At 70.4% G+C, this 22,864-nt stretch carries 21 protein-coding genes and 1 pseudogene; 4 read left to right on the top strand and 18 right to left on the bottom strand.

The window, feature by feature from the left end:
• Nucleotides 1–10 precede the first annotated feature (10 nt).
• Both murJ and ACFU8W_RS29665 read right to left on the bottom strand, forming a co-directional pair.
• A complete protein-coding gene (murJ, locus tag ACFU8W_RS29670) occupies nucleotides 11–1,696 on the bottom strand; it encodes a murein biosynthesis integral membrane protein MurJ (RefSeq protein WP_384043447.1) in 1,686 nt (561 codons plus the stop codon).
• On the bottom strand, nucleotides 1,693–2,865 hold the full coding sequence (locus ACFU8W_RS29665) for a lipid II:glycine glycyltransferase FemX (protein ID WP_384043444.1): 1,173 nt from the start codon (nucleotides 2,863–2,865) through the stop codon (nucleotides 1,693–1,695). Before ACFU8W_RS29665 ends, murJ begins: the two co-directional genes overlap by 4 nt.
• 227 nt (nucleotides 2,866–3,092) lie before the next feature.
• Here ACFU8W_RS29665 and ACFU8W_RS29660 point away from each other — a divergent pair, with 227 nt between their 5' ends.
• Both ACFU8W_RS29660 and ACFU8W_RS29655 read left to right on the top strand, forming a co-directional pair.
• Nucleotides 3,093–4,319: an Ig-like domain-containing protein gene (locus tag ACFU8W_RS29660; protein WP_384043441.1), complete on the top strand. Its 1,227-nt coding sequence runs from the start codon at nucleotides 3,093–3,095 to the stop codon at nucleotides 4,317–4,319.
• Nucleotides 4,320–4,466: 147 nt separating this feature from the next.
• Nucleotides 4,467–6,062, top strand: coding sequence for a CocE/NonD family hydrolase (locus tag ACFU8W_RS29655; protein WP_384043438.1), 1,596 nt, complete (start codon nucleotides 4,467–4,469; stop codon nucleotides 6,060–6,062).
• A gap of 58 nt (nucleotides 6,063–6,120) precedes the next feature.
• Here the strand turns inward: ACFU8W_RS29655 and ACFU8W_RS29650 are convergent, their stop codons facing one another.
• The 6 genes from ACFU8W_RS29650 to ACFU8W_RS29625 all read right to left on the bottom strand — a co-directional run bounded on the left by ACFU8W_RS29650 (nucleotide 6,121) and on the right by ACFU8W_RS29625 (nucleotide 10,267).
• On the bottom strand, nucleotides 6,121–6,987 hold the full coding sequence (locus tag ACFU8W_RS29650) for an amino acid ABC transporter permease (RefSeq protein WP_384043435.1): 867 nt from the start codon (nucleotides 6,985–6,987) through the stop codon (nucleotides 6,121–6,123).
• Nucleotides 6,984–7,628, bottom strand: coding sequence for an amino acid ABC transporter permease (locus ACFU8W_RS29645; RefSeq protein ID WP_327243520.1), 645 nt, complete (start codon nucleotides 7,626–7,628; stop codon nucleotides 6,984–6,986). Before ACFU8W_RS29645 ends, ACFU8W_RS29650 begins: the two co-directional genes overlap by 4 nt.
• 17 nt (nucleotides 7,629–7,645) lie before the next feature.
• Entirely contained in the window at nucleotides 7,646–8,557 is a 912-nt protein-coding gene (locus ACFU8W_RS29640) for a glutamate ABC transporter substrate-binding protein (RefSeq protein ID WP_384043432.1), read from the bottom strand.
• Between the two features lie 14 nt (nucleotides 8,558–8,571).
• On the bottom strand, nucleotides 8,572–9,315 hold the full coding sequence (locus ACFU8W_RS29635; RefSeq protein ID WP_384043429.1) for an amino acid ABC transporter ATP-binding protein: 744 nt from the start codon (nucleotides 9,313–9,315) through the stop codon (nucleotides 8,572–8,574).
• Nucleotides 9,316–9,438: 123 nt separating this feature from the next.
• Entirely contained in the window at nucleotides 9,439–9,879 is a 441-nt protein-coding gene (locus ACFU8W_RS29630) for a DUF6278 family protein (protein ID WP_384043426.1), read from the bottom strand.
• Nucleotides 9,880–10,036: 157 nt separating this feature from the next.
• Entirely contained in the window at nucleotides 10,037–10,267 is a 231-nt protein-coding gene (locus ACFU8W_RS29625; protein ID WP_384043423.1) for a hypothetical protein, read from the bottom strand.
• A gap of 419 nt (nucleotides 10,268–10,686) precedes the next feature.
• On the opposite strand from ACFU8W_RS29625, the gene ACFU8W_RS29620 reads away from it, so the two are divergent.
• On the top strand, nucleotides 10,687–11,919 hold the full coding sequence (locus ACFU8W_RS29620; protein WP_384043420.1) for a Cmx/CmrA family chloramphenicol efflux MFS transporter: 1,233 nt from the start codon (nucleotides 10,687–10,689) through the stop codon (nucleotides 11,917–11,919).
• 61 nt (nucleotides 11,920–11,980) lie between these two features.
• Nucleotides 11,981–12,253 (top strand): mycoredoxin, encoded by a 273-nt coding sequence (locus ACFU8W_RS29615; protein WP_327243527.1) that lies wholly within the window; start codon nucleotides 11,981–11,983, stop codon nucleotides 12,251–12,253.
• Nucleotides 12,254–12,403: 150 nt separating this feature from the next.
• On the opposite strand, the gene ACFU8W_RS29610 is transcribed toward ACFU8W_RS29615, so the two are convergent.
• The 10 genes and pseudogenes from ACFU8W_RS29610 to ACFU8W_RS29565 form a co-directional block, all read right to left on the bottom strand.
• Nucleotides 12,404–13,183: an exodeoxyribonuclease III gene (locus ACFU8W_RS29610; protein WP_384043418.1), complete on the bottom strand. Its 780-nt coding sequence runs from the start codon at nucleotides 13,181–13,183 to the stop codon at nucleotides 12,404–12,406.
• Between the two features lie 48 nt (nucleotides 13,184–13,231).
• Nucleotides 13,232–13,888, bottom strand: coding sequence for an MBL fold metallo-hydrolase (locus ACFU8W_RS29605; protein ID WP_345511402.1), 657 nt, complete (start codon nucleotides 13,886–13,888; stop codon nucleotides 13,232–13,234).
• A 13-nt stretch (nucleotides 13,889–13,901) separates the two neighbouring features.
• Entirely contained in the window at nucleotides 13,902–15,164 is a 1,263-nt protein-coding gene (locus tag ACFU8W_RS29600) for an alpha/beta fold hydrolase (RefSeq protein WP_384043594.1), read from the bottom strand.
• Between the two features lie 706 nt (nucleotides 15,165–15,870).
• Nucleotides 15,871–17,211: an NB-ARC domain-containing protein gene (locus ACFU8W_RS29595; protein ID WP_384043414.1), complete on the bottom strand. Its 1,341-nt coding sequence runs from the start codon at nucleotides 17,209–17,211 to the stop codon at nucleotides 15,871–15,873.
• Between the two features lie 334 nt (nucleotides 17,212–17,545).
• Nucleotides 17,546–17,740, bottom strand: a pseudogene (locus ACFU8W_RS29590) (helix-turn-helix domain-containing protein); the annotation flags it as partial.
• A gap of 238 nt (nucleotides 17,741–17,978) precedes the next feature.
• Entirely contained in the window at nucleotides 17,979–18,293 is a 315-nt protein-coding gene (locus ACFU8W_RS29585; protein WP_384043412.1) for a GNAT family N-acetyltransferase, read from the bottom strand.
• A 45-nt stretch (nucleotides 18,294–18,338) separates the two neighbouring features.
• Nucleotides 18,339–19,076 (bottom strand): GPR1/FUN34/YaaH family transporter, encoded by a 738-nt coding sequence (locus ACFU8W_RS29580; protein WP_384043409.1) that lies wholly within the window; start codon nucleotides 19,074–19,076, stop codon nucleotides 18,339–18,341.
• A 16-nt stretch (nucleotides 19,077–19,092) separates the two neighbouring features.
• On the bottom strand, nucleotides 19,093–20,973 hold the full coding sequence (locus ACFU8W_RS29575; protein WP_384043591.1) for an amidohydrolase: 1,881 nt from the start codon (nucleotides 20,971–20,973) through the stop codon (nucleotides 19,093–19,095).
• Nucleotides 20,974–20,990: 17 nt separating this feature from the next.
• Complete coding sequence (locus tag ACFU8W_RS29570; protein WP_384043406.1) at nucleotides 20,991–21,944, bottom strand: alpha/beta hydrolase; 954 nt, start codon at nucleotides 21,942–21,944, stop codon at nucleotides 20,991–20,993.
• A 397-nt stretch (nucleotides 21,945–22,341) separates the two neighbouring features.
• Nucleotides 22,342–22,863, bottom strand: a complete 522-nt coding sequence (locus ACFU8W_RS29565) for a DoxX family protein (RefSeq protein WP_384043403.1) — start codon at nucleotides 22,861–22,863, stop codon at nucleotides 22,342–22,344.
• Between the last annotated feature and the right edge of the window lies 1 nt (nucleotide 22,864).

Genomic DNA, 22,864 nt, shown 5'->3' with positions numbered 1-22,864 from the left:
CGCCACGCTCTCACCGGCCCCCGACCCCCCGTATCCGCGCACGCCCCGCACCCAACATCGCGCTGACCTCGCTCAACCGCAGCGGCCGGGCCAACAGCCCCACCACCCCCAGCAGCACTGCCGTACCCGCCCCCACGGCCGCGAAGTCCCCGAACCCGTCGCACGTGCGGGCCACCCCGTACGCCAGCGCCCCCGCCGGCACACATGCCACCACCAGCCGTGCATGCGCCCACAGTCCGGCCGAGCGCCACAGCACCGACCGCGCTCCCCCGGCTCCTTGAGACACCCTGCGATGCAGCACACAGCCCGTGACCGCGAACCCCGCGAAGAGTGCCACCGAGTACGCCCCCGCCATCCCCGTCACCGCCCACCGCGCGGGCAGCATCAGATAGGCGAGCGCCGACAGCCCGGCGTTGAGCGCCGCGATCACCAGGTTCAGGAAGAACGGCGTACGGGTGTCGCTCATCGCGTAGAACCCACGGGACAGCACGTACTGCCCGGAGTACGCGATGAGCCCCGGCGCGAACGCCATCATCATCCCCGCCATCACCGCGATGTCGGCGCCGCCGGTACGGCCGTATCCGAACACGGCCCCCATCACCCACGGCGCCAGCGCGAAGAAGACACCCGCCGCGGGCACCACCACCGCGGCCGTGGTCCGCAGCGCGTACGAGACATCGCGGCGCACCCCCGCGAGGTCGCCGTCGGCCGCCGCCCGGCTCATCCGCGGCATCAGCGCCGTGACGAGCGAGACGGTCACGATGCCCTGCGGCACCACCCACAGCTGAAAGGCGTAGCTGTACGCGGTGTAGCCCGCGCCGCCCACCACCCCTTGCTCGACAGCGTGTTGTCCGGTGATGGTGGAGAGCCGGGTCACCACCCAGTAGGCGCCCTGGTTCGCCAGGACCAGCATGACGAGCCATCCGGCCGACCGCAGCGGGCGCGTCAGACCGCTCCCCCGCCAGTCGAACCGGGGCCGCCAGCGGAACTTCGCGGCCCGCAGCGCGGGCACCAGGGCCAGCGTCTGCACGACGATCCCGGCGGTCGTCCCCCAGCCGAGCAGCCGTGCATGGGCGGCGGTCAACTCCCCGTCGGAGCCTGCCACGACTGCCAGATAGAGCCCGAACACCGCGATGATGACCACGTTGTTGAGGACAGGGGTCCACATCATCGCGCCGAAGCGGTTCCGGGAGTTGAGTACTTGACCGAGGAGGGTGAAGAGCCCGTAGAAGAGGATCTGCGGCAGGCAGTAGCGGGCCAGCGCGATCGTGAGCTCCGCCTGCTCCCCGGAGTAGTCCGTGTAGGTGCCGACGATCAGTGGGGCGCCGGCGACCGCGAGCGCGGTGAGGGCGACGAGGCCGACCGTGCAGACGGTGAGCAGCCGGTCGGTGTACGCGGCGCCGCCGTCGCTGTGTTCCCTGGCGGCCCGCACCAGCTCCGGGACGAACACGGCATTGAGGGCTCCGCCGATCAGGAGCATGTAGAGGATGTTGGGGACGGTGTTGGCGACCGTGTAGCCGTCGGCCGTGAGTCCGGTACCGAGGGCGGCGACGACGACCGCCGAGCGTATGAACCCGGTCGCCCGCGAGACGACCGAGCCGGCAGCCATGACGGCGCCACTGCGCAGCACCGATCCCGGCTGCCGTCCCTCCGGCGCCTCCTGCGCGACCGCCCCGGTCGTCTGTGCGGCGGTCACCGGCGGGCCAGATACGCCTGGAACGCCCTGTACAGCGTGTTGTTGGCGGCTCCGCCCACCGATGTCTCCCACTCCCCGAGGGTCTCGACGACCTGCCCGCCGGTGCCGAGCTTCCAGCGCAGCAGTCCGAAGGAGCGGTCGTCGGGGTCAAGGGTGGAGGGTACCCCGCGCATGTCGTACAGCTCGGCGCCGAGGGCGTGCGCATCGAGCATCATCCGCCACTGGAGGGCGTTGCTGGGGCGGACCTCACGCCGGTGGTCGGCGGACGCGCCCGTCTGGTACCAGACCTGCCGCCCGGCGCTGATCATGGTGTGCGCGGCGAGGATCTCGCCCTCGTGGACGGCGAGATAGAGCTGCATCCGGCCGGGCTGTTCGGCGTTGAGCACGGCGTACTGCCGCTGGTAGTACGCGAGGGAGCGACCGAGCCGGAAGCCGTCCCGCTCCTCGGTGATCCGCAGCAGCCGGTGGAACTCGGGCAGTTCCGCCGCGCCGCCGACGACGATCCGGACACCGGACTTCTCGGCCTTGCGGACGTTGCGGCGCCACTCCTGGTTGAGTCCCGCCCACAGCTCATCAGGGGTGCGTCCGGCGAGCGGCACCTGGAAGACGTAGCGCGGCTGCGCGTCGGCGTCGTTGCCCGCGTCGCCGTCCCCGCCGCACCGACGCCAGCCGCGCGCCCGGAGCCGGTCGGCGACCGCGGTGCCGAGCGGATCCACCTCCGTCGCCAGTACGTCGCGGACCTTCCGGCCGGGCCCGGTGGCCGCCTTGAGCCGGGCGGCGTCCCAGCGGCGGTACGCCGGTGACGGCCCCATCCGTACGGCGAAGGCGCCCGCCTTCCGCAGATACGCCGCCAACGGCCGCAGCCAGCGGTCGATCTCCGGATCGGCCCAGTCGGCCACCGGGCCTTCCGGCAGATAGGCAAAGTATTTACGGGTGCCCGGGAATTGTCGGTAGAGGACCAGAGCGCTGCCGGCCAATTCGCCGTCGGCGCCGTGCCATCCGAGCATTTCCGATGTCCACTGGTCCTTCACTCCGGCCCAGGACGGATACTGCAGAAAGCTCGCCCCGGGCCGCGCGGTCACACCGGCCCGGTGCTCGGCGGCGGTGAGGCTGCGTATCCGCATCTCCTGTTCACCTCTGCGGTCACCGGTCGCGAGCAGCGCTGACATGTCCGTGGCCCTCCCCTGGTCCCGCCCCTCCACTCGGCTCGGCGGGGCTGCACAGGATGCTCACAGCGGTCCGTGACGGGTCCGAGCGGCGCATGTGACCGGACGATGACCGTTGCGCTCCATTCGTTGTCACACAACGGAATCCATGGCTATTCGGGGATTTGAGGAACTTAAAGTCGGGTGAATGCCTCTCCACCGGTGAGAAGCACAGCCCTGGAGGTTTTTCGTTGTTCTCTGCACGTCGGCACATATGCCGTACCGCGCCCTTGGCCCGCCCGGCCCGGCTCACCCTGATAACCGGAACGGCGGTGCTCGGCGCCGCCCTGACCGCCTGCTCCGGCGGCGCTGCCGCATCGGACGCCGGTTCCGGATCCGGTCACGCCGCCGGGACTTCTCAGGCTCCGGACACCAGAATCTCGGTGAACCTCCAGGGCTCCGGGGCCACCGCGGGCAAGCCGGTGAAGGTGACACTGGCCGACGGAAAGCTCAAGTCGGTGAAGGTGACCGCCACCGAGGGAGACGCGCTCACCGGCCGGATATCCGGCGACGGCCGCAGCTGGACCTCGGACCGGGTCGCCGCACCCGGCACCGAGTACAGCGTCGAGGCGACGGACACCAGGGGTGGCACGGACCGCGCCGGCTTCTCGACAGCCGAGGCCGACAAGGTCAACAAGCTGACGCTCGCCCCCGGCAAGAACACCACGGTCGGTATCGCCCAGCCGCTGTCGATCGTCTTCGACAACCCGGTGAAGGACAGGGCGGCGGTCGAGAAGGCACTCAAGGTGACCACGTCGAACAACACCGAGGGTTCCTGGGGCTGGTTGCAGGACTACTCCGGCAAGGACCGCGTCGACTGGCGGCCCAAGGACTACTGGAAGTCGGGTACCCGCGTCACGCTCGACGCCGAACTGGACGGCATCAACTCAGGGACGGCCGGCGGCTGGTTCGTGCGCGACTACCGGACGACCTTCACCATCGGCCGCAACCAGGTGGTCAAGGTCGACCTCGACCGGCACCGGCTGGCGCTGCACCGGGACGGGAAGACGGTCATGGACGTGCCGATGTCGGCGGGCACCCCGGGCGGCGAGAAGGCGTCCTGGCGGGGCACCGCCGTACTCATGGCGAAGGAGGGCACGATCAACATGCGCTCCGAGACGGTCGGTCTGGGCGATGCGTACGACAAGATGGTCGACTCGTCGATGCGGCTGACCTGGTCGGGGATGTATGCCCATGCAGCGCCGTGGAACGCCGCGTACTTCGGGGTCGCCAACCACAGTTCCGGCTGTGTGGGAATGAGCAATGCGAACGCCGCCGAGCTGTTCGAGAAGGCGCAGGTCGGCGATCCGTTCGAGATCACCGGCGCGGACGCCAAGGGGACGGTCGCGGTGGGCAACGGCTACGGGGCGTGGAATGTGTCCTGGGCCGACTGGCAGGCGAAGAGCGCACTCAGCTGACCCGTTGCCCTGCTCCCACCCCTCGGCCACTGCTGACATCACGTCCAACAATCGTTACCCTCACGCAACTCACCGGGGAGTTACCAACGGTAAGCGACCGGGGTTACCGTCGGGTCACTTTGCACTGACACGCGTGAGGAGTGACCCGTGGGACGTCCGTACCCGGCTCTGCGCACCACCGCTGCCCTCGGAACCGCCGCCGTCCTGATCGCCGGAGCCGCCCTCGGCGCGGCCCCGGCGGCCGTCGCCGACAGCCCCGCCGCGCCCGTGGCGGATTCCGCCCCGAGCCTGACGTTCCACGACATCCCCGGCTCCGGCGGAATCACGCTCAAGGGCAATGTCTTCACGCCCGCCGGTGCGAAGGCCGGCGAGAAGCACCCGCTCATCGTGCTGCCCACCAGCTGGTCGATGCCGCAGATCGAGTACCTGGCGCAGGCACAGCAGCTCGCCGACTCCGGCTATGTGGTGGTCAGTTACACCTCGCGCGGATTCTGGCTCTCCGGCGGGAGGATCGAGGTCGCCGGTCCGCCGGACATCGCCGATGTCTCCGCCGTGATCGACTGGGCGCTCGACCGGACGCCGGCCGACCCGCAGCGGATCGGCATGGGCGGGGTCTCGTACGGCGCGGGCATCAGCCTGCTGGCAGCCGGACACGACAAGCGGATCAAGGCCGTCGTCGCACTGAGCGGCTGGGCCGATCTCATCGACTCCATCTACAGCGGCCGCACCCAGCACCTCCAGGCAGCCGCGCTGCTCGGCGGCGCCGGCCTGCTCACCGGCCGCCCGAGCAACGAACTCAACCAGATACTCACCGACTTCCTCGGCTCCAACCTGGCCAAGGAACAGGACATGATCGCCTGGGGGAGGAAGCGCTCCCCCGCCACATATCTGGACCGGATCAACGCCAACGGCGCCGCCGTCATGATGGGCAACGCCTGGGGCGACACAATCTTCCCTCCCAACCAGTACGCCGCGTTCTTCGAGAAACTCAGCGGCCCCAAGCGCCTGGAGTTCCGCCCCGGTGACCACGCCACCGCCGAGGCCACCGGGCTGCTCGGTCTGCCCAACGACACCTGGACCGACGCCCACCGTTGGTTCGACCGCTACCTCAAGGGCGAGCGCAACGGCATCGACCAGGAGCAGCCGGTTCAGCTCAAGTCCCGTACGGACAGCGGTTACGAGGGGTACCCGGACTGGAAGTCGGTCGGCGCCGTGGAGGAGCGGCTCGCGCTCGGCGGTACGGAGAAGGTCTACGCGAACGTCGACTCGGGCGCCAATGGCGGCATCACCCTGCTGTCGAACGCCCTAGACCAGTTCGTGAAGCTGCCGCCGGTCGCCTCGATCCCCCTGCTGCCGCGCACCTTCGCAAGCGTCTGGCAGTCCGAGAGGTACGGCTCCGCGCGGCACGTCCGGGGCACCGCGAGGCTTCACACCACGGTCACCAGCAACAAGGAGAGCGGCACCCTCGTCGCATATCTCTACGACGTGGGGCCGCTCGGCCTCGGCAAGCTGGTCAGCAACGCCCCCCATACCTTCCACGGACAGCTTCCGGGCCGTCCGTTCGCCGTCGACCTGGAGCTGTTCTCCACCGCGTACGACGTCCCGGCCGGTCATCGGCTCGCCCTGGTGATCGACACCGTCGACCCCCTGTACATCGAGCACAACCCTGCCGGCGCACAGCTGACCTTCTCCTCGCCGGGCGCGGACCCCTCGTACCTGTCCGTCCCGTTGCGCGAGAAGTGATCACCGGCTGCTGCCGGGCGGTACCGCTCCTCCGGACCGCCGTACGGCCGGTCCCGGGCTACTGCACTCCCGGCAGCAGGGTTCCTGGTTCGGCCGGTGCGACTTCCACGGCCTCCGTCTTCGGACTGCGCCGCTCCCGCTTGGCCACCCAGGTGGCGAACCAGGAGAGCAGCATGCACATCCCGATGTAGATCGGCGAGATCACCATCACCACGGGGATGAAGGGAAGATCGTAGTCGAGGTTGGACGCGATGAGTTTGCCCGCGTGGAGGAACTCCTCGTACGTGATCAGAAAGCCGAGCGAGGTGTCCTTCAGGGCCACCACCAACTGGCTGATGATGGTGGGCAGCATGGCACGGACCGCCTGGGGGGCCAGCACGAAGGTCATGACCTGCGTCTTGCGCATCCCCAGTGCGTACGCGGCCTCGCGCTGGCCGCGATCCACCGAGTTGATGCCGGTACGGAACACCTCGGCGAGCACCGAGCCGTTGTAGAGGGTCAGTCCGGCGACCAGCGCGGGCAGCGGCTGCACCTTCAGCGCCACGAAGATGAAGAAGATCATCACCAGGACGGGCATGGCCCGGAAGAACTCCACCACGAGCGTGGCCAGCCAGCGCACCGCCCGGTGTTCGGAGAGCCGGCCGACGGCCAGGACCGCCCCGAGGGCCAGTGAGAGCACCGCCGCGTAGGCGAAAGCCTTGAGTGTGTTGCCGAGTCCGCGCAACAGGAGTTCCTGGATGCCCTTGTACTCGAAGGGGGTCCACTTGGCGCTGGTGAACTGCTCGGTCTCGACGAGCAGATAGATGATCCAGCCGACCAGGGCAATGATCACGGCCGTCGAGGCGATTCCGTACACGAAGTGGCGTTTACGGGTCCGCGGGCCCGGGATGTCGTAGAGCGCGGAGGCGGCCGCCGTCTGGGTCATCGGGCCACTCCGTAGCGCTTCTCCAGCACGTTGAAGAGCGCGCTGATGGACAACGTGATGATGAGGTAGCCGACGGCGATCCAGACGAAGGTCCAGATGATGCTGTAGCCCAGCTCGTTGAGGGTCTTGTAGGTGCCGAGCAGTTCGGTGACGCTGAACGCCCCCGCGATCGCCGAGTTCTTGGCGAGGGCGATGAGCGTCGAACCGACCGGCGGGATCACCGAGCGGAACGCCTGCGGCAGCACCACATTGCCCAGCGTCTGCCCGAAGGTCATTCCGAGACTGCGGGCCGCCTCGCCCTGCCCCTGCGGCACGGTGTTGATGCCGGAGCGGAGCACCTCGCAGATGAACGCCGAGGTGTAGCAGCCGAGCGCGAGGATCGCGAAGACCTTGAACGGCAGGACCAGACCGAAGCGCGGCAGACCGAGCAGGACGGCGAAGAAGAGCAGGGTCAGCGGGGTGTTGCGCAGCACCGTCACCCAGACCGTGCCGAACACCCGCAGCGAGCCGACGGGCGCCACTCGGAACGAGGCCATGACGAAGCCGAGGACAAGCGCCAGGATCGAGGCGTAGACGGTGAGTTCGAGGGTGCCGAGGAAGCCTTTGCCGTAGAGCGAGAAGTTCTCTGTGAGTACGTCCATGGACGCGGCCCGTCCTCTCAGGTCGCCGGGTAGCGGTCGATGGGCGGCGGAGTCGGCGCGGGCACCCCGGACAGGCCGAGCGTGGCCTCGAACGCCTTCTTCCAGTTGCCGTTCTTCTCGTTGGCCTCAAGGGCGTCGTTGAGTGCGAACCGGAGCGCGTTGTCGCTGCGCTGGACGCCGATGCCGTACGGCTCCTCGGAGAACGGCTTGCCGACCACCTTCAGCTCCTTGGGCGCCTTGGCCGCGAAGCCCAGCAGGATGGCGTCGTCGGTGGTGACGGCGTCGACCTGGTACGTCAGCAGGTTGTCGACGCAGATCGAGTACGTGTCGTACGCGACGAGGATCGCCTTCGGGTAGTCGGCCGCGATGCGCTGGTACGGGGTCGAGCCCGCGGCCGAGCAGACGGTCCTGCCGGCCAGGTCCTGCGGGCCGTTGATGTCGTGCTCGTCCGTGCGCACGAGCAGGGACTGACCTGCCATGAAATACGGCCCGGCGAACCCGACGAGCTTCTTGCGCATGTCGTTGATGGTGTAGGTGCCGACGTAGTAGTCGATCTGCCCGTTCTGCAGCGCGGTCTCGCGGTTGGCGGAGGCGATCGTCTTGAAGTGGATCGTCTTCGGGTCGAAGCCGAGCGAGGCCGACATCATCCGGGCGATCTCGATGTCGAATCCGGAGTAGATGCCCGTGGCCGGGTCCTTCTCGCCCAGATAGGGCTGGTCCTCCTTGGCCCCGACCCGGAGATATCCGCGCTTCCTGGCCTTCGTCCAGGTCTTCGATTCGGGCAGCCGGAACGCGGTGTCGACCTTGTAGACCGGCAGCTGGCCGGGCTTGGGCCCCTTCACCGGAGGGCTGCCCTCCTTCCCGCAGCCGACGGCGATGACGGCCAGCAGAAGGCTCGCGCAGGCGGCCAGAAGTCTTCTCGTTCGCAACAGGGAGCCTCCCGTCAGTGCTTGAGGATCTTGGACAGGAAGTCCTTGGCCCGGTCGGTCTCCGGGGCGGTGAAGAACGCCTCCGGGGTGCGGTCCTCGACGATGCGGCCGTCGGCCATGAAGACCACACGGTTGGCTGCCGACCGGGCGAACCCCATCTCGTGGGTGACGACGACCATGGTCATGCCGTCCCGGGCCAGCTGCCGCATGACCTCCAGCACCTCGTTGATCATTTCCGGGTCGAGCGCCGAGGTCGGCTCGTCGAAGAGGAGGGCCTTGGGGTCCATGGCGAGGGCGCGGGCGATGGCCACCCGCTGCTGCTGACCGCCGGAGAGCTGGGCGGGGTACTTGTCCGCCTGGGAGGCGAGCCCGACCCGCTCCAGCAGCTCCCGGGACCGCAGGTCGCACTGGTCCTTCTTGCGCTTGCGGACCTTGAGCTGGGCGAGCGAGACATTGGCCAGCACGGTCTTGTGCGCGAAGAGATTGAAGGACTGGAAGACCATCCCGACTTCGGCCCGCAGCTCCGCGAGTCCCTTGCCCTCCTCCGGGAGGGGCCTGCCGTCGATGGCGATGTAGCCCGACTCGATCGTCTCGAGCCTGTTGATGGTCCGGCAGAGCGTCGATTTTCCGGAGCCGGAGGGGCCGATGACCACCACCACCTCCCCGCGGCCGACGGTGAGATTGATGTCCTGCAGTACGTGCAACTTTCCGTAGTACTTATTGACGTCCCGCAGCTCGATCAACGGATCGACGGCCATACGCTGCCCTACCCACTTATCGCTGTGTCGAGGTCAGCGCAAACTATCCATCCCGGCAAGGGACTTCGTATCCGACACGCACAAATGGGGTATAAGGCTTCTTATTAGGTTTCGACGTTTCGCCTATCCTTCGGCTGACTCCGCGTACACCTGCGAGAGCTCAGGGCTTCCGGCCATCGCCCAGTCGAGCCCTGCCTCGACGACATCGATCTCCCGCCCGGAGGCGAGCCGCACCACCGGCTGGCCGCTGGGCCAGATGTGCCAGACGGCACCGGGGACGTTCCGCACCAGGACCGTGCCGAGGTACAGCCCGGCGTCGTTACCCAGCCAGGGCAACTCCTCGGGGTCGTCCCGCCAGCGGGGCGGCAGCTGGTCGAGCGCCATCAACGAGGCCGGAGTGTCATCGAGTTCCAGCCCTCGCTGCCCCGCTCGGACACGCAGCAGCTCACACTCCGCGAGCAGCTCGGCCACGCCGTCCGGGTCGGCCTCGACGGCGGCCGCGAGGCCCGCCCCGCGCCTACCGTCGTGACGCTTACGCCAGTTGTCCAAGAAGGGGATGTTCATGCCACTCAGGGTCGCATCCCGGCCCGGTTACGCACCACAGGGCGCGCGGCCTGTCGTTCGAGTGCTGAACCAGGTGCGCATGCCCACCCGTGCGCTGCCGCGCGCGCCGCCCGCAACCACCGGGCGGGCGCGGCCGCCACCGGTTCGACGCGTCCGATCAGTACGCCGTCCGGCCGCACTCCGTACCGCACGGAACCGCCCCGGGAACGTCGGCCAGGTGCCGCCCCACCCACGCACGGTCGCCGGTCGACTCCTCCTCGTACGCGTCGGCCGAGGCCGGATGCGCGCGGTTCCGGTCCAGCAGCGCGACCTGCTCCGCCGTATCGATGCGGGTCGGCTCCCGGAGCGTCAGCCCCGTCGGACGAGTCCTCAGCACATGCGCACTCACGATCTCATCCTTCATGACCGCGCAGCCCACCCAGGTACATGTGTCGGCCATGTTCTTTGAAAGGGGTGGAGGCGGAGTGATCCCGACTGGTACGTTCGCGATCATGTCCAGCCCCGAGGCGAACAGAGACTAGCCACCGGTCCCGCCGGTGGCCGACCCGCTGTCGAGTCGATCCCGCACGGCCGATCAGGCCGGAGGATCGCTTCTGCCCGGCCGCTGCCGCAGGACCACCGCAGTGTGGGCTGCGCTTCCCCGTATGCGTTCGTGCCCTGATTCCCGGCCACGACGCTGCCCCCGCGTTGTCGCGTCACGTCCGTGAACAGGCCTGACGCTCTTCCGCGTTGCCGCTCGACCTGTCGGGCGGGCGCGGCCCACACCCCTGTCTGGTCCGTCCATCAGTCTGCCCATGGGGTTCCTTCATGCCATTTGCTGTCTACGCGCTCGGGCTCGCCGTCTTCGCGCAGGGCACTTCCGAGTTCATGTTGTCCGGTCTGGTCTCGGACATCGCCGACGACCTGCACGTATCCATCCCGGCCGCCGGCCTGCTGACGTCTGCGTTCGCGGTCGGGATGGTCGTCGGCGCACCCGCGATGGCGCTCCTCAGCCGGAACTGGCCCCGGCGTCGTGCGCTGCTGTTCTTCCTCTCCGTCTTCACCGCCGTCCATGTCATGGGCGCGGTCACACCCGGCTACGGCCTGCTGCTGGCGACACGGATCGTCGGAGCACTGGCCAACGCGGGTTTCTGGGCCGTGGCGCTGGTGACCGCGGTCTCCGTGGCCGGACCCGGCGCCCGGGCACGCGCCACGTCGGTGGTGGTCGGCGGTGTCACCGTCGCCTGTGTCGCGGGGGTGCCCGCCGGTGCGGTTCTGGGCGGGCACTGGGGGTGGCGCGCTGCGTTCTGGGCCGTGGCCCTCGTCTCCGTACCGGCTCTTGCGGTGATCGCCAGGACGATCCCCGGCGAACGGGCCGACTCCCACGCGGTGGGCGGGCGTGCCGAACTGCGGTCCCTGACCGAGCCGCGGCTCGTCCTCACCCTGCTGACGAGCGCGCTCGTGCAGGGCGCGACCTTCTGCGCGTTCTCCTATCTGGAGCCGCTGGTCACCCGGGTCACGGGGGCCGGAGCCGGGTGGGTGCCTGCCGTGCTCGCGCTGTTCGGGGTCGGCTCGTTCCTGGGTGTCACCCTCGCGGGCCGGATCGTCGATGCGCGGCCGGTCGCCGTCACCACCGTCGGGCTGGTGGCACTCACCGCCGGCTGGGCCGGGCTGGCACTGACCGCGGGAAGCCCGGTCGCGGTCGTCGCGCTCGTCCTGGTCCAGGGCATGCTCGCGTTCGGCACCGGAACGGCACTGATCTCGCGGGTGCTCCAGTCGGCGCCCGGTGCGCCGACGCTGGCCGGCTCGTTCTCCACGGCCGCCTTCAACGTGGGCGGCGCGCTGGGGCCCTGGCTCGGCGGCATCACGATCAGTGCGGGGTTCGGCTTCCGGTCGCCGCTGTGGGTGAGTGCGCTGCTGATGGTCCTGGCGCTCGGCGCGACCGCGGCGTTGTCCGGATATGACGCCCCGCCCGGCGCTGAACGGGCGGGGCGGTCGGAGCCTTCGCAAGCAGCCAGCAAGCGGGACAATGACAGGAATCACCGTATCGGCGACCACTGACAATCGGCCGGGGCCGATCTGAGATGCTTGCCCTCGCACGTGGGCGAACAGGGGGAAGCGCATGGCCGAGGACCGCGACGGCATGGTCGTCTACTGGCGGCCCGGCTGCCCGTACTGCATGAAGCTCCGCCTGCGGCTCCGGTTCACCCGCCTCAGGTACACCGAGGTGAACATCTGGCGGGATCCCGAGGCGGCGGCGTTCGTCCGCTCGGTCGCCGACGGGAACGAAACCGTTCCGACGGTGTCCGTGGCCGGGCACGCGATGGTCAACCCGTCCAAGCGGCAGGTGCTCGACGCGGTCCGGGCCCACGCGCCGCAACTGGAGGCGTCGTAGGTCCGGACCGGCCGGACGGGACAGTCAGGGACTGGGCGGCGGCGCCGGTGGCGGCAAGAGCCCGGGTACGGGTCTGCCCGGTCCCCCCAGGACGTTCCCGATCAAGGCGCCCTTGTGCGCCGGGAGCAGCAGGGCGTCACCGGCCGGCGGTCACAGATCCAGATCGACGACCACCGGCGCATGGTCGGACGCGCCCTTGCCCTTGCGCTCCTCGCGGTCCACATAGCTGTCCTTCACCGCCGCCGTGAAGGGGGCGTTGCCGTAGACCAGGTCGATCCGCATGCCCTTGTTCTTCGGGAAGCGCAGCTCGCGGTAGTCCCAGAAGGTGTACGGGCGGTCGTACTTGAGCGGGCGCGGCATCACGTCCGAGAGGCCCTCCTCGCGAAGGGTGGCGAGGGCGGCGCGCTCGGCGGGGGTGACATGCGTGGCGCCCTCGAACAGGGCGGGGTCCCAGACGTCCTCGTCGGTCGGCGCCACGTTGAAGTCGCCGAGGACCGCGAACGGCTGGGCACCCGCGGCGTCGGGGGCGACCGCCTTCTGCAGGGCCTCGAACCAGCGCAGCTTGTACGCGTAGTGCTCGTGGGCGATCTCACGGCCGTTCGGCACGTACACCGACCAGAGACGGACCGGGCCGCAGGTCGCCGAGATCGCCCGGGGCTCCTGCACGCCCTCGTAATCGGGGCCGCCGGGCAGCCCCATGACGACATCGGCCAGACCCGCCCGGGAGACCAGCGCGACCCCGTTCCACCGGCCCGTGGCGTTGACCGCGGACTCGTAGCCGAGCTCGCGCAGCTCGTCCGCCGGGAACTGCTCGGCCGCGCACTTGGTCTCCTGGATGCACAGCACGTCCGTGCCGGTGCTCTCCAGCCAGGCCAGCAGCCGGGGGAGGCGGGCGGTGATCGAATTGACGTTCCACGTGGCGATGCGCATGTACGTAAACCTAGCGGCTCCCACTGACACTCGCCGGACCGGCGCCGGTCACAGGCCGGTCGAGTCACCCGGGGTCAGCCGGCCGTGGTCGGTGCCGCCGAGGCTGCCGATCTGCCGGTCGTAGATCGGGCGGGCGAGATCGGTGAGCAGCGCGTCGTGGATGTCGATGGCTCGCCGCGGCTTGACCTCGCGTACGTAGTCGATGACCTCGGAGATCTTGTTCCAGGGGGCCATCACCGGGAGCATCAGGGTGTCGACGGGGTGGTCGGGCACGGTGAGCGCGTCGCCCGGGTGGAAGAGCGAACCGTCCACCAGGAAGCCGATGTTGGTGATCCGCGGGATGTCGGGGTGGATCACCGCGTGCAGTTCGCCGTGCACCTGTACGTCGAAACCGGCCGCGGAGAACGTGTCCCCGTGTCCGACGGTGTGGACGCGCCCGGGGAACGCCGCGGAGAGCTGGTCGGCGACACTGCGCAGGGTCCAGACCTGCGCGGCCGGGTTCGCCTCCAGACCGGCCCGCAGCCGGTTCTCGTCGAAGTGGTCGGGGTGCTCGTGCGTCACCAACAGCGCGTCGGCGCCGAGTGCCGCGTCCTCCTCCGAGAAGCCGCCCGGGTCAATGACAAGCGTCCGCCCGTCCTTCTCCAGTCGGATGCAGGAGTGCGTCTTCTTCGTCAGGGTCAGGTGCACGGGGTTCGCAGCGTTCATGGTGCCCATCCTGCTACGGGCGCGGCCTCGTTTCTTCCTGAATCACGGTCTGGGCGATCGTGAACGCGGCGCCCGCGGCCGGGATGCCGCAGTAGACGGCGGTCTGCAGCAGCACCTCCTTGATCTCCGTGGGCGTCAGCCCGTTGCGCAGGGCGGCCCTGATGTGCGCGGCCAGGCTCTCCAGATGGCCGGAGGTGACCAGCGCGGTGAGCGTGATGCAGCTGCGGGTGCGGCGGTCCAGGACCTCGCGGGTCCAGGTCTCCCCCCAGGCGTAGCGCGTGACGAGCTCCTGGAACTCGCCGGTGAACTCGTCGGAGGCGGCCATGACCCGGTCGACATGGGCGTCGCCGAGCACCTCCCGGCGTACCTTCATGCCCGGTTGGTACGGGTCGGCGCGGCCGCTGGTCGCGGCCTCCGGCTGATCCTCGGCGGGGGCGATCTCCGCGATGGGCAGCACGGGGGCGGAGAGCGCGGGGCCGGTGCCCGGGACGGGGATGGCGGCGAGGGTGTCCTGCCAGCTCGTCGAGAAGTGGGTGACGAGCAGGTCGGTGACCGCGGCCGGCTGCTCGACCGGGGCGAGGTGCGAGGCCCCGGGGACGAGGGCGAGCCGGGCGTCCGGGATGCCCGCGACCAGGGTCCGGGCCTCGGCGGGCCCGGTGACCCGGTCCTCGGCGCCGACCAGCACGAGGGTCGGGACGCCGATGCGGCCGAGCTCGGTACGGATGTCGAAGGCGGCGAGCGCTTCGCAGGCGGCGATGTAACAGCCGGGGTCGGTGGTGCGGACCATCTGGACGGCCCACTCGACGATCGCGGCCTGGGCGGCGGCGAAGCCGGGGGTGAACCAGCGTTCCGGCGCGCTGCGCGCCATGGGCTCCAGGCCGTTGGTCCGGACGACCACCCCGCGCTGCCGGAACTCGTCGGCGCTGCCGAACCGGGGTGAGGCGGCCACCAGGGCCAGCGAGGCGACCCGGTGCGGATGGCGCAGCGCGAGGTCGGCGCCGATCGCGCCGCCGATGGAGCAGCCCGCGTACGCGAAGCGCTGGACGCCGAGACCGTCGAGGGTGGCCAGCAGCCGGTCGGAGAGTTCACCGACGGAGGTGGCCGGGTGGGCGGGGGCGCCGCCGTGGCCCGGCAGGTCGAAGCGGAAGATCCGCCAGTGCTGGGAGAGCTCCGGTATCTGCCGGTCCCACATGTGCCAGGTGGTGCCGAGCGAGGGGCCGATGACGAGGACGGGGGCGTCCTGCGGTCCGTCGAACCGGTACTGCAGGGTGTGCACCGGCTGCGCGGGGGAGGCCTGCCGGGGCGGGGCGGGCTGCGTCGGTGGCGCGGGCTGCACGGGCGGCGCCTGCTGGGCCGGCGGCACCGGCTCCAGGTGTACGGCCTGGAACGGGGTGTGCTCGGGCTGCGCGTGCGACGGCGGCGCCGATGTGGTCTGCGGTCCGTGGAACGGATCCACCGGCTGGAGATGCAGCCCGGGCTGCGTGCCCTGCGCGGCGGCGTACGGATCCACGGGCTGCAGGCCCGGGAACGGCTCCACCGTCTGCGGCCCCTGGAACGGCTGCTCCGGTGGTGCGGACTGCGGCCCCAGGTAGGACTGCGCGGACTGCGGGGTCTTCGTCTCACTCACCCGCCCACGCTCCCATATCGCATATTTTCTGGCGGGAGGGGGGTCGGGACACTCGCCGGACCTCCGCATGAGTGCACTGCCGGACGAGGATCCTCCACATCTGACTTCACATACCAGCGCTTCGTGGTCCTGACGTTGGTGTACCCCGCCCAGAGCGCAAGGACGTGAGCAGGGAACGCGGGCGCCGGTATCCGCAGCGGTTCGCCACCCACGTCTTCCAACTTCCGCGCCGCACACTGGGTGTGTCGGACAGCGACATCCGGCAGGTCACGGGCAACGCCATCGGCACCGGGGACGGCTTCGGCGCGATGCTGCTCCCGTTCCTGGCCACCCTGGCCTCCTCCTCTGGCGACGGCTACCCGCCGGCCGTCGCGAACCGGTTGGCCGGCAATGTCGTCGACCTGTTCGCCACCCTGATCGCGGAGCGGGCCCACCCGGGCGGCATGGACGCGAACGCACCGAGCCATCTGGTGCTGCGCGTCCGTGACCACATCAGCGCCAGTGCCGAGGTCTGCTGGGAAGCGTTCTGGGCGCGGCGGGCGCAGTCCAGCCCTTCGTGGGCCCGTTCGATGGCCTCCCCGTACCGGGATTCGCAGGAGAGGGACCAGGAGTACACGTTGAGGTGAAAGGCCTGCATGTACGGGTCGTCAAGTGCGGTGGCGGCCTCGCCGGCCAGGCGGAAGACCTCGGGCCAGTGCCCCCAGTGAACCCACAGGTTGCAGAACCATTCCATGGCATAGGCGGTCTCCACGACCTGGATGTGCTCACCCCGGTGGGCGGCGCTGCGCAGCGCGGCGAGCCAGGCGGGGGCTTCGCTCTGGAGCCAGGCACGGGCCTGCTCGGCACTCTCCAGCGGGACCAGGCCCTGCCAGGAGGACGGCGGCGCCCCGTACTTGGGCTTGTACCAGCGGCCGGCGACCACAGCCGTCTCCAGCAGCCAGGTACGCAGCCGGTCCTCGGCTTCTTCCTGCTCGCCGGGTTCTTCCTCGCGGGACAGCCGGGCGCGGGCGAACAGCCGCAGCAGGTCGTGCAACTGGTAGCGGCCGGTGAAGGTAGCCTGCAGCAGGCCGGCCTCGACGAGCTCCTCCATCACGTCCTCGGCCTCGAAGACGCCGGTGGCGGTCAGAGCGGCGCCGTAGGCAGCGGTCATGTCCGGCCCCGGAACCGGACTCAGCAGCCGCAGCATGCGCGCGGCCTGGCCGGTCAGCTGGCGGTAGGACAGTTCGAACGCCGCCTCCACCCGCACGTCGCCGGCGGCGAGCGCGCTCAGTCGGCGTTCTTCGTCGGCCAGGCGCCGGACCAGGTGGTCAACGGTCCATCCGGAACGGACCGTCAGCCAGTCTCCCGCCACCCGCAAGGCCAACGGCAGTCGCCCGCACAGCTCCGCCACCTGCGCCACAGCCGCGGCTTCCGCGTCCGCCCGCTCCTCACCCAGGATCCGGCGCAGCAGATCGACCGCCTCCTCCTGCGCCATCTCCGACAGCGCCAGGCGGTCGACATCCTCAAGACCGGTCAAGGGCCGCCGACTGGTGACCAGCACCAGACTCCGCCCGCCTGCCGGCAGCAGCGCACGGACCTGCCCCTCGTCGCGGGCGTTGTCCAACACCACCAGGCACCGGCGGTCGCCCAACAGCGCCCGCAGAAGCCCCGCGCGGATGTTGATCCTCCTGCGCCAGCCGGCGGTCCGACACGCCAAGGGCCTTCAGCAGCTTCAGCAGCGCTTCGCCCGTGTCCACGGGGCCATCCACTCCGTGCAGGTCCACCACGAAACACCCGTCGGGGAACTTCTCCGCCGGATCCGTCGCCGCCTTCAGCGCCGGCGTCGTCTTCCCGCACCCCGGAGGACCCGAGACGACCCACACCGACACCTCTCCGCCGGCTGGGGCCCGTTCCGCGACCTCCCGCAGGAGAGCCAGCTCCGGTTCGCGCCCCGTGAAATCCCCCACCGATCGCGGCGGCACAACCGTCCCCGCCACCGCGACCGCGCGCGTCGGACGCGCCGTCCGCGCCGCGGCCAGCAGCGCCTCCCGCTCGTCGTCCGCGAGTCCAAGACCCTCCGTCGGCGCCACCACCGTGCGCCGCTGCGGAACCCGACTGCGCCCCCGCTCCATATCGCCGATGGCCCGGACACTCACACCCGACGCCTCGGCCAACTCCTCCATCGTCAAACGGCCTCGCTGCCGCAGACCGCGCAGAACGGCCCCGAACGACTTGTCCCCGTACACAACTCCTCTTTCCTCCACACCCCGAGGAAGGAATACGGTGTGCCAGTTCGGGTAAAACCGCAGGTCGGCGGTGTCAACAGCCGTGCCGAGCCCACCCCGAAGGGTGGTCTCGGCACGGCCCCAAGCCGGGCTGCGGGTCAGTGAGCAGTGAACCGGACCGCGTCCTGGATCAGCTCCACAAAGGGTGACGCGGGCGTGGCCGGGGGACCGGAAGGCGGAATCGTGGTGCTTCAGTGCTTCAGAGGCCGAAGCGGGCGCGGCTCGCCTCGGGCACCAGGTCGGCGTACTCGGGGTGTTTGCCGATCCAGCCCCGGATGAAGGGGCAGTACGGCAGGACACGCAGCCCGCGTGCCCGGGCGTCGTCGAGAGCCCCGCGGGCGAGCAGCCCGCCCAGGCCCCGACCCGCGAACCGGGGATCGGTCTCGGTGTGGATGAAGGCGATCTCGCCCTCCGAGAGGTGGTACTCGGCGAAGCCCGCGGTCTCGGTGCCGTCGTCACCGGCGAGGACCTCGTACCGGGACCTCTCTGGCCGGTCCGTCACCTGCGGTTCCATGGGTACTCCTGTGCGGTCGTGGTGTGACGGGGTGGGTGGGTGCGGTCAGAGCGTGCGGCGCACGCCCGCCTGGCGTTCCAGATTGCGGAGCTGGACGGCCAGGTCGCCTTCCACGGCGAGGTGGGCGGGGCCGCTGCGGCCGATGGGCAGGACCTGCTCGCTGCGCATGTCCTCGAGCATCAGGGCGAACGCCGTGTACATCGCGACGAGCGCCACCACGAGGCCGAGCGCACCGGACGTGCGGGTCAGCCATTCGGCGCCGGTGATGCCCGCGAGGCCGGTGGCCGCCCAGCGGGGCAGGGAGACCGCAAGCACGAACCACAGCGCGCGCTTGGGCCGGGTCACGGCGGTCATCAGCGCCCCGAAGCAGAGGAGCGCCAGGTTGAACACGCCGAGGACCTGAAGGCCGTCGGCCGCGCCGCTGAGCATGATGAGCGAGTAGGGCAGCCAGCTGCCGGCGAACACCGCCATCAGCGTCGCCGCGATCACGTCACGGGCGCCGAAGGCCAGGAAGCTCACCAGGAGTTGGAGGACGAAGGCCGGCAGCACAGTGAAGGCGACGGCGGCGCGGGCCGCCTCGTCGAAGAGCCCGAGCTGGAGGCAGCCCGTCATCACGGAAGCGATGGCTATCGTGAAGAAGCCGAGCGGCATGGGTGAGGCGATGGGGCGCAGGTTGATCCGGGTCATCGACCGGAGATCCGGCTCGAAACGGCGTCCCGGCGGTGTGTCCGGCGGGGTTGCCTGAGTGTCGCCGCCGTCGGCGGCGGGGGAGGCTGCGGTCATCGGGTGGATCTCTCTTTCAGTGATCGAAGCAGGGGTCGACGAAGGACGGCGTCGTCCCGGGAACGGAGCCACGCGCGACGCGCCAGCGGCGGTGCTGCTCGGACTCGGCGACGGCCTCGGCCACGAGCGACGCCTGGCGGGCGCCGCCCTGGTAGCCGCCGAAGTGGGCCACTGGGCTCCAGTCGGGGGTCACCGGCGGGATGGCCTCGTCGAGACCCTCGTACTCGGCGGACGCGTACACGATGCGGCCGCCGACGACGGTGAGGACGGACTCGATGTCGGGGATAGCCGCCTCGGGCACGGTGAGGTAGTCGTCGGACAGGATCGCGAGGTCGCCGTAGCAGCCCTCTCGCAGGACTCCCTTGACGTCCTGCTCACCGGTGAGCTGCGCTCCACCCCGGGTGTAGAGGCCGAGGGCGGTCTCCCGGTCGATCAGGTTCCCGGCCGGGTAGAGGGCCGTGCCGCCGACGGTGCGCCCGGTCACCAGCCAGTGGAGTGCGACCCACGGGTTGTACGAGGAGACGCGGGTGGCGTCGGTTCCGGCGGCCACGGTCAGGCCCCGGTCGAGCATGGCCCGCACCGGCGGGGTGTGGGCGGCGGCCTCGGCGCCGTAGCGGTCGAGGAACGCGGCGCCCTGGAAGGACATCCGGTTCTGGACCGAGACGGCTCCGCCGAGGGCGGCGATCCGGTCCAGGCTGCCGGCCGAGACGGTCTCCGCGTGATCGAAGAGCCAGCGGTTGCCGCCGGGGAAGAGTCCTTCCGCCGCGAGTTTCTCGAAGACGGCCAGATCGCGGCGGATCGTCTCGTCGTAGGTCGCGTGGAGCCGGAAGCCCCAGCCGTTCTCCATCAGGAGCCGGACGGCGCTCTCGAATTCGGTCTCGTAGCCCACGGCGAGTTCGGGTCGGGGTTCGGAGAAGTTCTCGAAGTCGGCGGCGGCCCAGGTCAGGTTCTCGCCCGCGCCGTTCAGCCGGAGCCACTCGTCCCCGTCCTCGGGCTTGACCATCTCGGTCCAGCGCTTCAGGTCGGCGAGCTCCTGGCCGGCTGTCTGCGGGAACAGGTGGTAGGCGATGCGCAGGGAGAGCTCCCCCGACCGGGCGAGGTCGACGACCGTGGCGTAGTTGTCGGGGAAGTTCTGGAACCCGCCGGCGGCGTCGACCGCGGATGTCAGTCCGAAGCGGTTGAGCTCGCGCAGGAAGTGTCGCGTCGACGTCCGCTTGTCGGCCTCGTCGAGGGCCGGCGCCTTGGCCAGGGTCGAGTACAGGATGAGGGCGCCCGGCGCTGCGAGGAGGACCCCGTTGGGTTCGCCGTCCCGGCCCCGTACGATCTGCCCCCCGCGCGGGTCGGGGGTGTCTCGCGTGAATCCGGCTGCCTGCACCGCGGCCCGGTTCATCAGGGCCGACTGGTACAGGTGCAGGACGAATACCGGGGTGTCGGGGGCGGCGGCGTTCAGCTCGGCGACGGTGGGCATCCTGCGCTCGGCGAACTGTTCGGCGGTCCAGCCGCCGACGACCCGGATCCACTGCCCCTTGGGGGTGCGGCCGGCCTGCTCGCGCAGCATGGCGAGAGCCTGTCGGAGGCTGCGCACGCCGTCCCAGCGCAGTTCCAGGACGTAGTTCAGGCCGCCCCGAATGACGTGCAGGTGCGAGTCGTTCAGGCCGGGAATCACCCGGCGCCCGAGGGCGTCGACGACCCTGGTTCCCGGGCCGACCAGGTGGGCGAGGTCGTGGTCGTCACCGAGAGCCGCGACCCGGCCGTCGCGGATCGCGACGGCGCGAGCCTCGGGTCGGTCGGGGTCACCGGTGAACACCTTCGCGTTGCGGACGAGGAGGTCGGCCTGCGGCTGTTCCTGCCGCGGGCCGGGCACGAGGCCCGCCACAGGCATGCTCGTCGTCGGCATGCTCATCGACGGCCCCATCACGCCAGGACCTTGCGCAGGGTGTCGATCGCGACACCGATGGCGAGTTCCGCGGCCTGCGTCTCGCGCAGCGCGTTCAGCATGACGAAGTCGTGAATGACCCCCTGGACGCGCAGGGCGGTGACGGGGACTCCGGCGGCGCGGAGCTTCGCCGCGTATGCCTCGCCCTCGTCGCGCAGGACGTCGGCTTCGGCGGTGATGACCAGGGCGGGCGGCAGGCCGGCCAGCTGGTCGGTGGTGGCGCGCAGCGGCGAGGCGGTGATCTGGGCGCGCTCGGCCTCGTCGGTCGTGTACTGGTCCCAGAACCACTGCATGCCGTCGCGGCGCAGGAAGTAGCCCTCGCCGAACCGGTGGTACGAGTCGGTGTCGAAGCTCGCGTCCGTGACCGGGTAGAAGAGGACCTGCTGGACGAGCGTGACGTCGCCGCGCTGCTTGGCCATCAGGGTGAGGGCCGCAGTCATGTTGCCACCGACCGAGTCGCCGGCGACGGCAATCCGGGTGCCGTCGAGGTCCTTGTGGTGTCCCTCGCGGGCGATCCACTGGGCGACGCTGTAGTTCTGCTCGATGGCGACCGGGTAGCGGGCCTCGGGCGACAGGTCGTACTCGGGGAAGACCACGGCCGCCCCGGTGCCGACGGAGAGCTCGCGGACGAGCCGGTCGTGGGTGTGGGCGTTGCCGAAGACCCAGCCGGCACCGTGGATGTAGAGGATGACGGGGAGGGGGCCGGTGGCACCGCGCGGGCGGACGATCCGGGCACGGACGTCGCCGGTCGGACCGCCGTGGACAGTGATCCATTCCTCGTCGACGGCGGGCAGCAGGACGCCTTCACCGCTCTGGACGTCATCCACGGCCTTGCGGCCGTCCTCCACGGGAATCTGGTAGAGGAACGGCGGCTGGGCGGTGGCCTCGGCGAACGCCTGGGCGGCGGGTTCGAGGGTCGGCCGGTTCGGCATGAGGGGTTCTCCTTCGGAGGGTGTGCGGGGTGGGGCGGGGCGGGCGTTCAGCGGGTGCCGCGCGCCGCGTCGAGGAAGGTCGCCCCGCGCATGAGCCAGTGGTGTTTCTTGTCAGGGGAGTACAGGGCCTGCTTGTCGGCGACTACGCGGTGGAGCCGCCGGCGGGCTTACATGCGGGTGTCGTGGCCGAGGCCGATCGGCAGCTGCTCGAGCGTGCCGAACGCCTGGGTTCCGGCGCCCTTCTGGTGCAGCAACGGCTGGCCGCCACTGCGCGGGGGTGTGGTGGTGGATGCGGTGATCGCGGTTTCCTTCAGGTGCTCCTGGCCGGATGAGTGGGAGGGCCCGGCCTCCCGCGCGGGGGACGCGGGCTGCCGGGCCCGGCCTTCGCGGCTCGCGCTCAGCGCCCGCCGTGGGCGGCGGCCTGCGGCGCCGCCGGGGCCGACCGATGCAGTACGAGCCGGGTGAGCAGCCCGCTGCCGAGACCGGCCACGAGGGCGAGGGCCGCCCACCACAGCGGGTACGGCGTGAGGCCGAGGGCCGCGTCGAGCGACCAGGCGCCTGGTCCGGTGGCAGCGAGGGCGGCGGCGGTACCGATGAGGACGAGCGGGTACTCGTATCCGTCGTTCTGCACCCAGAGCCCGTGGTGCCATTTCACGGTGAGCGCGACCGTCATGACCCCGATGGCCCCGGTCGCGGCGAGCGGGGTCAGGAAGCCGGCGGCGAGCAGCAGACCCGATCCGATCTGGCCACCGCCCGCCGCCAGGGCGGTGAGGGCTCCGCCGCGGAAGCCGTCGGCACGGAACTCCTCCGTGCCGCCCTCGAGTCCCCTGCCGCCCAGGTGCGAGCTGATCTTCTGCACACCGTGGCCGGCCACGAGCAGTCCCACCAGCAGACGCAGGATCAGAATGCCGGTGTCCACG

The sequence above is a fragment of the Streptomyces sp. NPDC057565 genome (assembly GCF_042801455.1).
GTDB classification, from domain to species: domain Bacteria; phylum Actinomycetota; class Actinomycetes; order Streptomycetales; family Streptomycetaceae; genus Streptomyces; species Streptomyces yanii.
The sequence above is the reverse complement of the archived record's forward strand: the minus strand, read 5'-3'. Positions and strand labels throughout refer to the sequence as shown.

Excerpts from the sequence above, each read along its gene's own strand:
- ACFU8W_RS29665 (WP_384043444.1), bottom strand. The coding sequence starts at position 2,865 with ATGTCAGCGCTGCTCGCGACCGGTGACCGCAGAGGTGAACAGGAGATG.
- ACFU8W_RS29650 (WP_384043435.1), bottom strand. The coding sequence starts at position 6,987 with ATGACCCAGACGGCGGCCGCCTCCGCGCTCTACGACATCCCGGGCCCG.
- ACFU8W_RS29645 (WP_327243520.1), bottom strand. The coding sequence starts at position 7,628 with ATGGACGTACTCACAGAGAACTTCTCGCTCTACGGCAAAGGCTTCCTC.
- ACFU8W_RS29635 (WP_384043429.1), bottom strand. The coding sequence starts at position 9,315 with ATGGCCGTCGATCCGTTGATCGAGCTGCGGGACGTCAATAAGTACTAC.
- ACFU8W_RS29630 (WP_384043426.1), bottom strand. The coding sequence starts at position 9,879 with ATGAACATCCCCTTCTTGGACAACTGGCGTAAGCGTCACGACGGTAGG.
- ACFU8W_RS29620 (WP_384043420.1), top strand. The coding sequence starts at position 10,687 with ATGCCATTTGCTGTCTACGCGCTCGGGCTCGCCGTCTTCGCGCAGGGC.
- ACFU8W_RS29615 (WP_327243527.1), top strand. The coding sequence starts at position 11,981 with ATGGCCGAGGACCGCGACGGCATGGTCGTCTACTGGCGGCCCGGCTGC.
- ACFU8W_RS29610 (WP_384043418.1), bottom strand. The coding sequence starts at position 13,183 with ATGCGCATCGCCACGTGGAACGTCAATTCGATCACCGCCCGCCTCCCC.
- ACFU8W_RS29605 (WP_345511402.1), bottom strand. The coding sequence starts at position 13,888 with ATGAACGCTGCGAACCCCGTGCACCTGACCCTGACGAAGAAGACGCAC.
- ACFU8W_RS29585 (WP_384043412.1), bottom strand. The coding sequence starts at position 18,293 with ATGGAACCGCAGGTGACGGACCGGCCAGAGAGGTCCCGGTACGAGGTC.
- ACFU8W_RS29580 (WP_384043409.1), bottom strand. The coding sequence starts at position 19,076 with ATGACCGCAGCCTCCCCCGCCGCCGACGGCGGCGACACTCAGGCAACC.
- ACFU8W_RS29575 (WP_384043591.1), bottom strand. The coding sequence starts at position 20,973 with ATGCCGACGACGAGCATGCCTGTGGCGGGCCTCGTGCCCGGCCCGCGG.
- ACFU8W_RS29570 (WP_384043406.1), bottom strand. The coding sequence starts at position 21,944 with ATGCCGAACCGGCCGACCCTCGAACCCGCCGCCCAGGCGTTCGCCGAG.